The 15,070-nt window shown below is 41.0% G+C and carries 13 protein-coding genes; 7 read left to right on the top strand and 6 right to left on the bottom strand.

Translation table 11 applies throughout. The features are described from left to right. The first annotated feature begins 3 nt into the window (after positions 1–3). On the top strand, positions 4–474 hold the full coding sequence (locus HUJ22_RS07670; protein WP_290875872.1) for a DUF4296 domain-containing protein: 471 nt from the start codon (positions 4–6) through the stop codon (positions 472–474). Between the two features lie 24 nt (positions 475–498). Here the strand turns inward: HUJ22_RS07670 and HUJ22_RS07675 are convergent, their stop codons facing one another. Then, entirely contained in the window at positions 499–2,427 is a 1,929-nt protein-coding gene (locus tag HUJ22_RS07675) for an ATP-dependent DNA helicase RecQ (protein WP_290875874.1), read from the bottom strand. Positions 2,428–2,715: 288 nt separating this feature from the next. Between HUJ22_RS07675 and HUJ22_RS07680 the strand changes: the two genes are divergently transcribed. Next, positions 2,716–3,042, top strand: a complete 327-nt coding sequence (locus HUJ22_RS07680; RefSeq protein ID WP_290875876.1) for a hypothetical protein — start codon at positions 2,716–2,718, stop codon at positions 3,040–3,042. Positions 3,043–3,049: 7 nt separating this feature from the next. Here the strand turns inward: HUJ22_RS07680 and leuB are convergent, their stop codons facing one another. The 4 genes from leuB to HUJ22_RS07700 all read right to left on the bottom strand — a co-directional run bounded on the left by leuB (position 3,050) and on the right by HUJ22_RS07700 (position 7,441). Beyond that, on the bottom strand, positions 3,050–4,162 hold the full coding sequence (leuB, locus tag HUJ22_RS07685; RefSeq protein WP_290875878.1) for a 3-isopropylmalate dehydrogenase: 1,113 nt from the start codon (positions 4,160–4,162) through the stop codon (positions 3,050–3,052). 3 nt (positions 4,163–4,165) lie between these two features. Then, on the bottom strand, positions 4,166–4,756 hold the full coding sequence (gene leuD, locus HUJ22_RS07690; RefSeq protein WP_290875880.1) for a 3-isopropylmalate dehydratase small subunit: 591 nt from the start codon (positions 4,754–4,756) through the stop codon (positions 4,166–4,168). Positions 4,757–4,758: 2 nt separating this feature from the next. After that, positions 4,759–6,168, bottom strand: coding sequence for a 3-isopropylmalate dehydratase large subunit (leuC, locus tag HUJ22_RS07695; RefSeq protein ID WP_290875882.1), 1,410 nt, complete (start codon positions 6,166–6,168; stop codon positions 4,759–4,761). A gap of 115 nt (positions 6,169–6,283) precedes the next feature. Continuing rightward, positions 6,284–7,441 carry a 2-isopropylmalate synthase gene (locus tag HUJ22_RS07700; protein ID WP_290875884.1) on the bottom strand — a complete coding sequence of 386 codons (1,158 nt, stop codon included), beginning with the start codon at positions 7,439–7,441 and terminating at the stop codon, positions 6,284–6,286. Positions 7,442–7,685: 244 nt separating this feature from the next. Here HUJ22_RS07700 and HUJ22_RS07705 point away from each other — a divergent pair, with 244 nt between their 5' ends. The 5 genes from HUJ22_RS07705 (at position 7,686) to ilvC (ending at position 14,564) form a co-directional block, all read left to right on the top strand. Next, positions 7,686–9,182 carry a hypothetical protein gene (locus tag HUJ22_RS07705; protein WP_290875886.1) on the top strand — a complete coding sequence of 499 codons (1,497 nt, stop codon included), beginning with the start codon at positions 7,686–7,688 and terminating at the stop codon, positions 9,180–9,182. 263 nt (positions 9,183–9,445) lie between these two features. Beyond that, on the top strand, positions 9,446–11,125 hold the full coding sequence (ilvD, locus tag HUJ22_RS07710) for a dihydroxy-acid dehydratase (RefSeq protein WP_290875888.1): 1,680 nt from the start codon (positions 9,446–9,448) through the stop codon (positions 11,123–11,125). 34 nt (positions 11,126–11,159) lie between these two features. After that, entirely contained in the window at positions 11,160–12,887 is a 1,728-nt protein-coding gene (gene ilvB, locus HUJ22_RS07715) for a biosynthetic-type acetolactate synthase large subunit (RefSeq protein ID WP_290875890.1), read from the top strand. Positions 12,888–12,895: 8 nt separating this feature from the next. Continuing rightward, positions 12,896–13,435: an acetolactate synthase small subunit gene (ilvN, locus tag HUJ22_RS07720; RefSeq protein WP_290875892.1), complete on the top strand. Its 540-nt coding sequence runs from the start codon at positions 12,896–12,898 to the stop codon at positions 13,433–13,435. 52 nt (positions 13,436–13,487) lie between these two features. Further along, positions 13,488–14,564 (top strand): ketol-acid reductoisomerase, encoded by a 1,077-nt coding sequence (gene ilvC / locus HUJ22_RS07725; RefSeq protein WP_290875894.1) that lies wholly within the window; start codon positions 13,488–13,490, stop codon positions 14,562–14,564. 8 nt (positions 14,565–14,572) lie between these two features. On the opposite strand, the gene HUJ22_RS07730 is transcribed toward ilvC, so the two are convergent. Next, positions 14,573–15,049, bottom strand: a complete 477-nt coding sequence (locus tag HUJ22_RS07730) for a GNAT family N-acetyltransferase (RefSeq protein ID WP_290875896.1) — start codon at positions 15,047–15,049, stop codon at positions 14,573–14,575. Between the last annotated feature and the right edge of the window lie 21 nt (positions 15,050–15,070).

Consider the following 15,070-nt stretch of genomic DNA (forward strand, 5'->3'; position numbering starts at 1 on the left):
TTTATGGTTTCCAAATTCACGAAAAATATCTTTTGTATCGGGTTGGGAACGTTGCTGTCTGCACTGATTTTATCAGCTTGTGTGGGGCCTGAAGAAATTCCTAAACCCAAAAACCTCATTCCCGAAGATAAATACATCGACTTGATGGTGGAAATACAGCATATCATAACCTATCGTAATGCTAACGTTGATAGCAGTATTGATGTTGATTCTCTGAAATTAGTTGTATACGAAAATTACGATGTTACCGAAGAACAGTATGCAACTTCTCACCAATACTACCAAAGGCACGTAGAACAGCAAGTAAAACGAATAGGTGAGGCATTAGAAAGATTACAAGCTGAAGAAAAATACATTCAGGCACATATTGATTCGGCCATAGAGGCTAATGCCCTGCAAGATTCCCTTATGCAGGCTGATACTACCTTAGATAAACAGCAAGAATTAAACCCAAAATCAATAGAAAAAAACTAAGGTTTTAGTTCTTTTTTATTAAGATCACAACAAGCAATAAAATCCGGGTTTGGCAGGATTAGTAGTAACTCTCTCTTCCTTGATTAGGTATTGAATAGCTTGTATAACTTTTGCTTTGCTTTGACCGGTAATTTGGGAGAGATCATACACAGAATTTTCTTCTTTTTTCAAGATTTCATAGATATCTCCAATTTCTTCTGACGTTGGTTTGGATTCCTTATCTGAATCAGACTTCAAACAATTATCACAATGGCCGCAGGGTTTGGCTTTTGTATCTCCAAAATAATTAAGAAGATATACCTCACGACAAGTCTCAGTCAATACATAACCATGCATTTGCTCTAGTTTGCGAAAGAGATTGTTTCGATGAGACTCCACTTCTTTTTTTGTCAAAGATAATTTTCGGGATCTGGCCTCCAAAACCTTCACCATGTTTCGCTGTTTATGCATTTCAAAAACCAGAATCTGATCATTCTGCATCAACACGTTTAAGGCTTTTACCAGAGCGTTTCTGAACAATCCAAGCTTTTCCAAAACATATTCCTCATCCAACTGTACCATATCGCGGAATGCCAGTGCTCCAAACATGCGCTCCAGCTTGTCTACAAATTCCGCTTTTTCATCATTATTGCATTTCTCTCTAAACCCCTTAAGTGCCTGGGAACTCAATGTAAACTGAACACTTACAGCTGGTTTTACTTCCTCTTGCATAGCGATAATATCAAATTGATCCAGAAGACGCATTGCAGCCCGGGCTTTCCCGTATGTAAGCTGTCCCCTTTTCTTGATTTGCTCGATATCAAAAGGACGCGACTCCTCCATTTGCGACCCTACAGCCAATTGAAAGCTATCGCATAAAACCTGGTATGCATGATTCAGTTCATCCAGTTTAGGATAGCTTTGATCCAGACGGTCGTCAGCTTTTGTATAGTCAGATTCCCGATATAACAAAATGGGAAAGCTTTCCTTTCCATCTCTTCCGGCGCGGCCGGCTTCCTGGTAATAAGCTTCCAGTGAATATGGCATTTCTTCATGAATTACATATCTGCAATCAGGCTTGTCGATGCCCATACCAAATGCATTAGTAGCTGCTACCAATGGAGTTTCACCTGAAATCCATCGTTCCTGAATCGCTTTTCTTTTTTCTGATTCCACCCCTGCATGATAGGCCTCAGTCTTGATGCCCAATTTCGTAAATCGTGCTGCCAGGTTTTCACAGTTCCTTCGCGTTCCACCATAAATCAATCCATCCCCTTTTTTTGCTCCCCTTTTAACAGAATCTTCCAGCTTTTTCTTTTTCTTGGGTGACTTTACCACCCACCATTTCAGATTGGGGCGAGAAAACCCTCTGGAAATCACATTAGGGATTTCAAAACCCAGTGATTCTACAATATCTTTTTGAACCTCCGGAGTTGCCGTAGCCGTGAGTGCAACCCAACGGGTTGTCTCCGCAATACTTTCCAAGGATGTCCGGATTTCACGATAAGACGGACGAAAGTCATGGCCCCATTCGCTGATACAGTGAGCTTCATCAATAGCAACAAGGTCAATATTCAGGCTTGGCAGCTCTGCCTCCCAAAGGGGAGTCTTAAGCCGTTCAGGAGCACAATACAAAAGTTTGTACATCCCGTTTCTTGCATTCACTAAGCGCTGCTCTACCTCATAAGACGGAATGGTACTATTGATAAAAGTGGCTGAAATCCCTTTGGACTTTAACTGTTGCACCTGATCTTGCATAAGTGCAACCAAAGGTGAAACTACCAACGTCAAACCATCAAAAACTGTAGCCGGAACCTGGTAGCAGAGTGATTTGCCTCCACCCGTAGGAAATAATACCAGTGTATTTTTTCCTTCAAAAACAGATTTAATGACTTCTTCCTGACCTGCACGAAATCCGTCAAATCCCCAAAATTTTTTTAGATTGGCTTCTGCTTCTTGAAAATAATCTTGCAAACTAAACCTCTGAATTTATGCTCATCAACAATCTAGAATATACAGAGTATGTACTTCAGGAAATAATAAAGTAAAAGTGTATTGAAATTTTTATATAATAAAATAAACTTTCTCATTATTTTCTTTCAAAATAATTTGTCATGAAAAAAAATTCTACTTTTCTGCCTCCTTTCTTTATGTATTACGGCACTCGGATGTACCCAAAATGATATTATAAAATCGGACTACACTATCAAGTCAGGTTCTTCTTTTGGAATGTGTGTAGAAAACTGCTATCAAGAACTTTCCATGAATGAACATCAGGCCGTGTTGAGAATTGCTGACCGTATTAATGATGATTCGGAGGTACATGCTAAACGTTCTGTGGACAATGAGGAATGGAATCAAATACTCAACCAATTCGATAAAGAAGCCTTCCGTGCTCTTCCAAAAGTGATTGGCTGCCCTGATTGCGCAGACGATGGTGCAGAATGGGTAGAAGTTCAAACTCCTGATTTAGTCAAAAAAGTGACGTTCGAATATAGAAATCCACCGGCCGCAATAGAAGACTTGGTTAACACCTTAAGAGAAAAACGCGAAGCTCTTTTTACTCCGGAGGATAGCTCATCAAACTAAATTATAATCAGATTACCGGTAGTTTTCCTTCAAACATATTTTCGAATTGAACATCCGAGACATTTAGGTCTAGTAACAAACTCAATATATCTCCCACCTTGGAACAGGAAACAAAATTCCTTGAATTAAGATCCTGCGTTACCAACTCCTTGCCGATCATAAAATCAATATTCGTATTAATAAGCTCCGCCTCTTCATAAAGCCCAAAATGTTCCAGCATCATACCCATAGACAGGATAGTAGCAATGGGATTTGCCAGATCTTTTCCCGCAACTTGTGGATAACTTCCATGGATAGGTTCAAAAAGTGATATTTCCTCACCTATTGAAGCTGACGGGAGTAATCCTATAGACCCCGTGATTACACTGCTTTCATCTGAAATTATATCTCCAAACATATTCTCCGTTAAAATAACGTCAAACTTATTCGGGCGTAAAATGAGTTGCATAGCGGCGTTATCCACAAATAAATACTCCACTTCAACGTCAGGATAATTCTCAGAGATGGCCTGAACTGTTTGGCGCCACAAACGAGATGTTTCCAGCACATTGGCTTTATCAATAAGCGTTAGTTTTTTACGACGTGATTCCGCCGCCTCAAAAGCCATTTTCGAAATTCGTTCAATCTCTTCTACTGAATACGTACAGTGATCATACGCCGATTTCTCATCTTCTGACCGGCCCTTTTCACCAAAATAAATTCCTCCTGCCAACTCCCTGTATATCACCAGATCAGTGCCTTCAATCCGCTCTCTTTTTAAAGGCGAACGATTAAGCAGAGATGCATAAGTTTTGACCGGCCGAATATTTGCATATAATTTCAAAGCTTTTCGCAAGCGAAGTAATCCTTGCTCAGGCCGTATCTTGGCCGAAGGATCATTATCGTATTTGGGATCTCCTATAGCGCCAAATAATATTGCATCTGAATTCATGCAAACATCTACTGTTTTCTCTGGAAGAGGATCGCCACTTTCTTCAATGGCCACAGCCCCTACCGATGCATATTCATACTCAAAGTCATGACCAAAGCGCTCTGCAATTACTTCAAGTACTTTGATTCCCTGTTTTGTTACTTCCGGACCTATTCCATCTCCCGGTAATACTGCAATCTTTTTTTTCATTCCTTAATACTCCACATGTTGTTTTTCAAATTGTTTGATTTTGTCTTTTTGGCTGAGTAAAAAATCGATGTCATCATATCCTTTCATCAAGCACATTTTTTTATATGGATTGATTTCAAAATATTCATTGTCACCATCTTCCAGTGTAACCGTCTGTTCCTGTAGATCTACAGTGATAGATGTGGATGGCTTTGACTGAACTTTGGTCAATACCTTGTGCAAAAAAACCTGACTTACCTGAACCGGAAGCAATCCGTTATTCAAAGCATTGCCTTTAAAAATGTCCGCAAAATAGCTAGAAACAACGGCTTTGAAACCATAGTCAGATAAAGCCCAAGCAGCATGTTCACGACTCGATCCGCATCCAAAATTTCGTCCCGCCACTAAGATTTTTCCTGAATACCCAGAGCTGTTCAATACAAAATCTTTTTTAGGACTACCATCGGAATCATATCGCCAATCTCGAAATAAATGCTCTCCAAATCCTTCACGGGTAATCGCTTTCAGGTATCTTGCCGGAATAATCTGATCAGTATCCACATCTTCTTCGGGAAGGGGAACAGCTGTTGATTTCAATACTTCGAATTTTTCCATAATTACACCGCTACTTTTTTCGTAATAAATTTCCGAGGATCAACAACCTTGCCTTCAATGGCTATAGTGGCAGCAGTTAAAGGACTCACCAGCATTGTCCGGGCTCCCGGACCTTGTCTTCCCTCAAAATTTCGATTTGAAGTGGACACACAGTATTCGCCTTTTGGTATTTTGTCTTCATTCATCCCCAAACAGGCTGAACAGCCAGACTGACGAAGCTCAAATCCTGCATCAGCCAAAGTTTTGTCAATTCCTTCTTTTTTAGCCTGTTCCTGCACTTGTCGTGAACCGGGAACGATCATGGCCTGTATGTGACCTGCTTTCTTTTTCCCTTTTACATAATCCGCCACGACCCGGAGATCCTCAATTCGACTGTTGGTACAGCTTCCTATAAATACATGATCAATTTTTTTACCCTGCAGAGACTCTCCCGGCTCCAGCCCCATATATTCCAATGATTTGTTCAACCCTGCTGGATTTTCAACTTCTTCAGGCTTTGGGACAGTTTCCGTAATTTTTATTCCTGCTCCGGGATTGGTGCCATAAGTGATCATCGGCTCAATTTCTTCAGCCCGGAAATAATATTCCTTATCAAAAACAGCTTCGGAATCAGTGAAAAATGTCTTCCAGTATTTAATTGCTTTATCTAAGCTTTCTCCTTTTGGAGCAAATTCCCGACCTTTTACATACTCAAATGTTCTCTCATCAGGAGCAATAATTCCACCTCTGGCTCCCATTTCTATACTCATGTTGCAGATAGTCATTCGGGCCTCCATTGAGAGTCCCTGAATAGCTGTCCCGGAATATTCTACAAAATGACCTGTTCCGCCACCTGTTCCCAATTTCGAAATGATATGGAGGATGATGTCTTTTGCAAAAATTCCTTCTCCCAATTCACCATCAATAATAATGCGCATGGTTTTAGGGCGTTCAACGAGCAGACATTGAGTTGCCATTACTTGTTCTACCTGTGAAGTTCCAATCCCAAATGCTATGGCTCCAAAAGCTCCATGTGTAGAAGTGTGACTATCTCCACAAACGATAGTCATGCCCGGTTTAGTTATTCCAAGTTCCGGCCCAATTACATGAACAATTCCTTGATAAGGGTGACCAAGGCCATATAGTTCAATTCCAAAATCTTTACAATTTTGCTGAAGCGCATCCACCTGAAGCTTAGATAAAGCTTCCTTTATGGGAAGGTGTTGGTTTTTGGTTGGCACGTTGTGATCGGCCGTAGCTACAATTTTTTCTTTTCGAAAAATATCAATACCACGATCACGAATTCCGCTAAAAGCCTGCGGACTGGTAACTTCATGGATCAAATGCCGATCGATGTACAAAACTTCAGGCCCTCTCTCAACCTTGGTAACAACATGTTGATCCCAAACTTTTTCAAATAACGTTTTTGGCATAAATAAATCTACTCTTCATCAATAGTATTAGTAATTCCATTTTTTTTAACCAACTTTCGCTCCCACGCAGAACGACGGGAACCAGTCCTCATTCTAAGTTCATAGTTCGATATTCTCAGCCGGTGGCTGCCACAGAGAATAACTTAATCAGATCTTGGTCTTGAATAATTTTCTTTTGATCCGCCAGGTTCAAAAATGCCTGATAATGACGCTCCAGTTCATCCTTGCAGAATTCAAATCCCAATTTCTTAGCTCGATAATTTAACGCAGCTCTTCCACTTCGGGCAGTTAATACAATAGATGAATCCAATGCACCAACTTCTTCAGGATCTATAATTTCATAGGTATCACGTGATTTAATAACTCCATCCTGATGAATACCTGAGGAGTGGGCAAAAGCATTGGAACCCACTATGGCTTTATTAGCCTGAACCGGCATATTCATTTTGGCAGAAACGATCGCACTGATCTCACTTAAATATTTTGTGTTAATCCCTGTATCAAAATTTAAATCGTTATGCTTGCGCATAATCATGACTACTTCTTCAAGGGATGCATTGCCTGCCCGTTCTCCAATTCCGTTGATCGTGCATTCTATCTGACGCGCGCCATTTCTTACTCCCATGATAGAATTTGCTGTTGCCAGCCCAAGATCATTATGGCAATGCGTGGAAATGGTGGTGTTATGAATGCCTTTCACATTTTCCTGCAGGTATTTGATCTTCTCGCCGTATTCAGATGGCAGGCAGTACCCTGTTGTATCCGGAATATTTACTACGGTAGCCCCGGCTTTTATAACCGCTTCAATCACCATGGCAAGATATTCGTTATCGGTTCTTCCGGCATCTTCAGCATAGAATTCCACATCTTCTACATACTTCTTTGCCAGCTTAACTGCGGCAACTCCCCGCTCAATAACTTTTTCGCGAGTCGTTCGCAGTTTATTGAACACATGGCTGTCGGAAGTTCCTATTCCGGTATGTATACGAGGCCGTTTTGCTGACTTTATTGCATCAGCTGCTACTTCGATGTCGTTTGGCACGGCGCGAGTGAGTGCACAAACCGTTGCGTTTTTGATGATTTTTGAGATTCTGCTAACCGATTCGAAATCGCCGGGACTGGAAATAGGGAATCCAACTTCCATCACATCCACTCCAAGGCGTTCCAATTCCCTGGCTATCTCAATTTTTTCTTTGGTATTGAGAGTACAGCCTGGTACTTGTTCACCGTCACGCAGCGTGGTATCAAAAATTTGAATTTGGGTATTTGGCATTAATCTGAGTATTTCTAACTTAAAGCCGGTTCATTACTTTCTCTGGTCAAAGTTCAAGTAATTGGGTCGAAAGTAACTTCATAGAGTTAGAGCGTAAAACCACATTTGCAGGTAATTACGACACCCAAACTTTTCGACATTATATTTAATCAAATAAATATCAATTACTTAACACTCTCACACTCATTCATTTTTTACAATGGCCAACCAACCAAATGATTTTCTTTTTCAATTAATAAACTCGTTGACAAAAGCAGAAAAGCGGGCTTTTAAGATTTATGCTACTCGAAATAGCAGCTCTGATGCCAAGTTCATTAAGCTTTTTGATGCTATTGATAAAATCTCAGACTATGATGAAGAACGGATTATTGAAAGCCTGGATGGAGTTAAAAAAAGACAATTCTCTAACCTGAAAGCGCATCTCTATAAGCAGATTCTTACCAGCTTAAGGCTCACAAATATAAACCACAATGTGGATATCATGTTGCGGGAACAGATCGATCATGCCAGAATTTTGTACAATAAAGGGCTTTACAAGCAAAGTTTACGACTGTTAGACAGGGCAAAATCTTTGGCTCAACAAAATCACCGGCACTCCCTTCAGTTCGAAATACTGACTTTTGAACGCATCATAGAATCCCAATATATTACCCGCAGTCTGAAAAATCGTGCAGACGAACTCATTGAACAAGCTGAGGAAAAGCTTGAAACACTTACAAACTATAACCGTTTAGCCAATCTCTCCTTACGCCTGTATGGAATCTATATTAAAGCCGGCCATATAAGAGATGAAAAAGATTATGAGAACATCAGTGGGTACTTTAAGAAAGAGCTGAGTGGGATTAAAAAAAGTGATTTAGGCTTTTTTGAGCAACTTTATCTCTATGTTTCCTATGCTTGGTATAGCCTTATTGTTCAGGATTTTTTACTGCAGTACCGATATGCCCAGAAATGGGTAGACCTGTTTAAAGAAAATCCTGATATGCTTGAATTAGAACCCATTTGGTATCTCAAAGGGCAACATGTATTACTGGAAGCTTTATTCGTTTTAGGCCATTATAAAAAGCATGAAGAGGTAAAATCCAATCTGGAAGAATTTCTAAAAAATCCGCCGACCCGCAGTAATGAAAATCTTGAAACATTGGGATTCATGTATCTTTACACTTCAAAAATTAACGGGCACTTTATAGCGGGGACATTTTCTGAGGGTATGAAATTAATACCCGAATTGAATCGAAAAATCGAGAAGTATTCTCAGCAGGTAGATCCACACCGCGTCCTGATTTTTTATTACAAAATAGCATGTCTTTACTTCGGAGCCGGAGAAAATGAAAAAGCCATTGATTATTTGAACAAAATCATCAACTATCCTGACCAAAAATTGAGAGAAGACCTACATTGCTTTGCCCGCATTCTAAACCTAATCGCTCATTACGAGTTGGGAAATCAAGCCCATGTAGAGTATCAGATTCGTTCCGTATATCGTTTCCTTAGAAAGATGAATGACCTGAATTTAGTACAGCAGGAAATCCTCAAATTCTTGCAAAATCTTGATAAGGCTAACGGAGCAACCCTAAAGGATAAATTCAAAAAATTGCGCAAACGGTTACTCAAAATCAATGAAATGCCGTACCAAAAACGACCATTTTTGTATTTGGACATCATATCTTGGCTGGAAGCCAAAATTAATGATAAACCCGTCCAAGCTATCATAAAGTCAAATTTCACCCCACGCAATTAGTTATGAATACCCTTTGGACATCCCAAAATTAAAAAACTTAGAACCGCCTAACATTTGATACTCGAGCTAAATCAGCTTTTCTTTGTGCTCGAAACAAACATTTAATGTATGCTGTCTGTCATTATTTCTCTGGTCATTATTCAAATTATTGGTATTCCATACCATCCAGGGAAAGCTTTGTGACAACATCACGATTTTGATCACTAAAAAGCCTTTCCTAATCAGAAAGGCTTTTTTTTTGAATAAACTTTTTCACTCACTATATGGCAGAATTAAATAAATACAGTAAAGAGGTAACCCAAGATGATTCTCAACCTGCAGCACAGGCTATGCTTCATGCTATTGGTCTGAGCGACAATGATCTGCAAAAACCCCTTATCGGAATAGCCAGTACGGGATATGAAGGAAATCCCTGTAATATGCACCTTAACGATCTGGCTGTTCATGTAAAAAAAGGAATTGAGAACTCCGGAATGAATGGGTTAATCTTCAACACCATTGGCATTAGCGATGGCATTTCGATGGGAACTCCGGGAATGCGCTATTCTCTCCCCTCCCGCGACTTAATTGCAGATTCTATGGAATCGGTGATAAAGGGAATGTCCTATGATGGAATGGCTGCCATTGTTGGCTGCGACAAAAATATGCCCGGTGCACTGATGGCAATGATTCGGGTAAACCGCCCTTCTATTTTAGTTTATGGAGGAACCATCGCTCCCGGATTCCACAATGGACAAAAACTGGATGTAGTTTCTGCTTTTGAAGCATGGGGACAAAAAGTATCCGGTAAGATTTCTGATGGGGAATTTAAAGATGTTATTCAGCATGCTTGCCCCGGAGCAGGTGCTTGTGGAGGAATGTACACAGCAAATACCATGTCGTCTGCCATTGAAGCATTAGGGATGAGCCTACCCTACAATTCTTCCAACCCTGCTACCAATAGCGCCAAAGCCTTAGAATGTGAAGCTCTTGGAAAACACCTCTACCAGCTGTTAGAAAACGATATCAAACCATCAGATATCCTCACCAAAAAATCTTTTGAAAATGCCATTCGCCTCATCATTGTCTTGGGAGGGTCAACAAATGCCGTGCTTCATATGATTGCCATTGCTAAAACTGCCAATATTGAACTTACACTGTATGACTTTCAGCGGATCAGCAATAACACCCCTTTTCTTGCTGACTTGAAACCCAGCGGGAAATACGTGATGGAAGATTTACACAAAGTAGGAGGCATTCCGGCCGTAATGAAATACATGCTGGAGCACGATTTGTTAGACGGAGATTGCCTGACCGTAACGGGTAAAACTCTTGCCGAGAACTTAGAAAAAATTGATGCTTTAAATAACCGTCAGGATGTGATTCATTCACTGAATAATCCTATTAAGAAGAATGGGCACATTCAAATTCTTTACGGCAACCTGGCAGAAGAAGGAGCAGTGGCTAAAATCACCGGAAAAGAAGGGGAGGTTTTTGAAGGACCTGCTCGTGTTTTCGAAAATGAATTTGAAGCCAACGATGGCATCAAAAATGGAGAAGTGGAGGCCGGCGATGTAGTTGTTATTCGATATGTAGGCCCCAAAGGCGGCCCCGGCATGCCCGAAATGTTGAAACCCACTTCGGCTATTATGGGAGCCGGTTTAGGAAATGAAGTTGCTCTTATAACCGACGGAAGGTTCTCCGGTGGAACTCATGGATTTGTAGTTGGGCACATCACTCCCGAAGCACAGGTTGGGGGAGCTATAGCCTTGGTCAAGAATGGAGATTCTATTCGCATTGATGCAAAAAAAAATGAAATCAATGTGCTCATCTCCAAAAAGGAACTGGCTAAAAGAAAAAAGTCTTGGAAAAACCCGCCCCTTAAAGAAAGCAGGGGAACTCTTTACAAATACGCGAAAACTGTTTCTTCGGCTTCTAAAGGGTGTGTAACCGATGAATGTTAATATCAAAATACCTGAAAAAACTATGGAAACATTAATGGCATCAATAAAAAAACCGGAGCCAAATAAATCTGATAAGGAGATATTAAGCGGAGCTGATGCGATTATCCGGATACTTCAGGAAGAGGCAGTTGATACTATTTTTGGGTATCCCGGCGGGGCCATCATGCCGGTTTATGACTCTCTTTATGATCACAATGAATCCATCAGACATATTTTAGCCCGACACGAGCAAGGTGCTATTCATGCTGCTCAGGGTTACGCACGATCTTCCGGAAAAGTAGGTGTTTGTCTGGCAACATCCGGACCGGGAGCCACAAATTTAATTACAGGTATTGCTGATGCTCAAATTGACTCCACTCCCCTTGTTTGTATAACCGGACAGGTTGCTTCCGGATTTTTGGGGAGTGATGCTTTCCAGGAAACAGATATGATTGGAATTTCGATGCCGGTAACCAAATGGAACTTCCAGGTCACTAAAGCTGAAGAAATCCCCGCTGCTCTTGCCAAAGCATTTTATGTAGCACAAGCCGGTCGTCCGGGTCCCGTTTTAATTGATATCACAAAAGATGCACAGTTTGATGTCTTCGAATTCGAATACGAAAAATGCACCAAACTCCGGAGTTATTTCCCTGTTCCAGACTATGAGATTTCTAAAATCGAGGAAGCAGCTGATCTGATAAATACTGCGGAACGCCCATTTGTACTTTTTGGTCAGGGTGTCATTCTGGCAAATGCAGAAAAAGAATTCAAACAGTTCATCGAAAAAACCGGGATTCCATCTGCATGGACTATCATGGGGCTTTCGGCTTTGGATACCGATCACCCCCTAAACGTGGGGATGCTGGGAATGCATGGAAATTACGGACCTAACCTTCTCACCAATGAGTGTGATGTTTTGATAGCCATCGGAATGAGGTTTGATGACCGTGTAACCGGCAGTCTGGATAATTATGCCACACAGGCTAAAGTAATTCACCTTGAAATTGATCCTGCCGAGATTGATAAAAATGTCCCAACTGATGTAGCCGTTTTGGGTGATGCAAAGGAAACGCTCCCTGAACTCACCAAACGAGTGAAGGCCAATAGTCATCCCGATTGGCTGCAACACTTTCGCGATTGTGACAAAAAAGAATACGAGAAAGTCATTAAGAACGAACTGTACCCCTCTACCGGCATACTTAGCATGGGAGAAGTAATTCGCTTGATTTCAGAAAAAACTAACGGTGAAGCCATTATTGTAACGGATGTGGGCCAGCACCAAATGATCGCATGCAGATACAGTAGATTCACCAAATCGAAAGGAAGTATAACCTCAGGAGGTTTGGGAACAATGGGGTTTGGTCTGCCTGCCGCACTTGGTGCTAAAATCGGGGCACCGGACCGGGAAGTAATTGCCATTCTTGGCGATGGCGGGTTCCAGATGACTATACAAGAATTAGCAACTATCTATCAAACTAAAACCAAAGTGAAGATCCTGTTGTTAAATAATGAATTTTTGGGAATGGTACGTCAGTGGCAACAACTATTTTTTGAGAAACGATACTCCTTTACCCAAATGGATAATCCTGATTTTCAGGGTGTGGTTGAAGGGTTTCGAATTAAAACTAATCGTGTTATTAAACGCGAAAAACTGGATGCCGCTCTCGATGAATTTTTAACCGCAGACAGTTCCTTCTTCCTGGAAGTAATGGTTGGAAAAGAAAACAATGTGTTTCCAATGGTGCCCAGTGGAAAATGTGTATCAGACATCAGATTGGAGTAATAAATACTATGAAGAAAGACTATACCATTACTATTTATACCGAGAATCAGGTTGGTTTATTAAATCGAATCACCATCATTTTTACCAAAAGAAAAGTAAATATTGAAAGTATAACGGTTTCTCAAAGTGAAACAGAAGGCATCCATCGTTTTACGATCGTGATCAACGAAACAAAAGAAGCCGTATCGAAGATCGTAAAGCAAATTGAAAAATTGGTGGATGTGTTGCGGGCATATGCCAACCAAGCCGAAGAAATTATACAGCAAGAAATGGCTCTTTTTAAAATTCCCACCCGAGTATTTGCTCACGGAGGCAAAGCCGAAAAAATTGTACGTAACCACAATGCAAGAGTACTTACTATGGAAAAGGAATTTACGGTAATCGAGAAAACCGGCTATCACTCTGAAACAAAACAACTTTTTGACGAACTCGCGCCTTATGGCATTATCGAGTTTTCCCAGTCCGGACGAATTGCAGTTTCCAAAACTGATAAAGGAATATCCGGTCTTGTAGGAGTGCCCAAAGACGAAATGATCTCTGAAATATGATCATCCTTCATTATACCATACAATTTTAATCTAACCAGAAACCACACACATCATGGCAATACTAAATTTTGGCGGAGTTGAAGAAGAAGTAGTAACGCGGGAAGAGTTTCCCCTTGAAAAAGCTAGGGAAACAATGAAAGATGAAACCATTGCCGTTCTTGGATATGGAGTTCAGGGCCCGGGACAGGCTTTAAATCTGAAAGATAATGGATTCAATGTAATTGTAGGTCAGCGAAAAAACTCCAAAACATGGGATAAAGCCGTAAAAGATGGTTGGGTCCCGGGTGAAACCCTTTTTGAAATTGAAGAAGCAGCACACAAAGGAACCATCGTTCAATACTTGTTATCTGATGCTGGCCAAATAGCTGTTTGGCCCACCGTAAAGAACGCTCTCGATCCCGGAGATGCGCTTTACTTTTCACATGGATTCGGAATTACATACAAAGACCGTACAGGTATCATTCCTCCTGAAAATGTGGATGTCATTTTGGTAGCCCCTAAAGGTTCGGGAACTTCCCTCCGCAGAATGTTTCTGGAAGGAAGAGGGCTGAACTCAAGCTATGCCATTTTCCAGGATGCTACCGGGCGGGCCAAAGAACGTGTCACTGCCTTGGGAATCGGGGTGGGTTCAGGATATCTATTCAAAACTGATTTCCGGAAAGAAGTATACAGCGATTTAACCGGAGAACGCGGAACCTTAATGGGAGCTATTCAGGGGATTTTTGCAGCTCAGTACGAGGTGCTTCGAGCAAATGGTCATTCCCCTTCCGAAGCTTTCAACGAAACCGTAGAAGAACTTACCCAATCGCTCATGCCCCTTGTTGCTGAAAACGGTATGGACTGGATGTATGCAAACTGTTCTACTACCGCACAACGCGGAGCTCTCGACTGGTGGAAGAAATTTCGAGATGCAACCAAACCGGTTTTTGAAAACTTATATAAAGAAGTTGCAGCGGGACGAGAAGCCCAACGCTCCATCGACTCCAACAGTCAATCTGATTATCGTGCTAAACTGGAAGAGGAGCTGAAAGAATTACGTGAATCTGAAATGTGGAAAGCCGGAGCTACGGTTCGTCAATTACGCCCGGAAAATACTCCTGTTGAGGAAGAAGCAATAGCCGAAGAATAATTGAATGATTATAACTCTCTTACCATCATGGCCACTCTTTTATTCCCATTATCTGTTACCTGTTCAGCTACTTTTATAAAGCCCAACATGTTATGGAAATCCAGCGAATCAGGATTTGGCGGTTTAATGTTCACTTCGCAGGTAATAATTTTTTTCTCGGAAGTAGCAAAAAGATGCTTGTAGAGTGCTGTTCCAAGTTTTTGCCCCCTGAATTTCTCAGCTATAACAATGCGATCTACGTAATCAAAATCAGAATAATTATTGCAAAAAAATGCATAATTCAGGCTGTCATAATCCAAGCCCTTTTGCAGTGCGATCATAAAACCGGCCAGTTCCTCTCCTTCTTCTATAATGAGAAATGGATCGGCTTGTTTTAAAAACCGTTTCATATCGGATAATTTTACTTCGCTAACATGCGGCAAAGCGGCTGTATTCATTTTCAATAAGGCAGGAAGATCTCTTTCTGAAGCGAGCCGAATATTCATTTATGTAAAATTATTGGGATT

Origin of the sequence: Gracilimonas sp., from assembly GCF_014762685.1 — a bacterium.
GTDB lineage: Bacteria > Bacteroidota > Rhodothermia > Balneolales > Balneolaceae > Gracilimonas.

What these genes read in the sequence shown, in the direction of transcription:
- ilvD (WP_290875888.1), top strand. Translation starts at nt 9,446, where the DNA reads ATGGCAGAATTAAATAAATACAGTAAAGAGGTAACCCAAGATGATTCT.
- HUJ22_RS07700 (WP_290875884.1), bottom strand. Translation starts at nt 7,441, where the DNA reads ATGCCAAATACCCAAATTCAAATTTTTGATACCACGCTGCGTGACGGT.
- leuC (WP_290875882.1), bottom strand. Translation starts at nt 6,168, where the DNA reads ATGCCAAAAACGTTATTTGAAAAAGTTTGGGATCAACATGTTGTTACC.
- ilvB (WP_290875890.1), top strand. Translation starts at nt 11,160, where the DNA reads ATGGCATCAATAAAAAAACCGGAGCCAAATAAATCTGATAAGGAGATA.
- HUJ22_RS07670 (WP_290875872.1), top strand. Translation starts at nt 4, where the DNA reads ATGGTTTCCAAATTCACGAAAAATATCTTTTGTATCGGGTTGGGAACG.
- ilvN (WP_290875892.1), top strand. Translation starts at nt 12,896, where the DNA reads ATGAAGAAAGACTATACCATTACTATTTATACCGAGAATCAGGTTGGT.
- leuD (WP_290875880.1), bottom strand. Translation starts at nt 4,756, where the DNA reads ATGGAAAAATTCGAAGTATTGAAATCAACAGCTGTTCCCCTTCCCGAA.
- leuB (WP_290875878.1), bottom strand. Translation starts at nt 4,162, where the DNA reads ATGAAAAAAAAGATTGCAGTATTACCGGGAGATGGAATAGGTCCGGAA.
- ilvC (WP_290875894.1), top strand. Translation starts at nt 13,488, where the DNA reads ATGGCAATACTAAATTTTGGCGGAGTTGAAGAAGAAGTAGTAACGCGG.
- HUJ22_RS07730 (WP_290875896.1), bottom strand. Translation starts at nt 15,049, where the DNA reads ATGAATATTCGGCTCGCTTCAGAAAGAGATCTTCCTGCCTTATTGAAA.
- HUJ22_RS07680 (WP_290875876.1), top strand. Translation starts at nt 2,716, where the DNA reads ATGAATGAACATCAGGCCGTGTTGAGAATTGCTGACCGTATTAATGAT.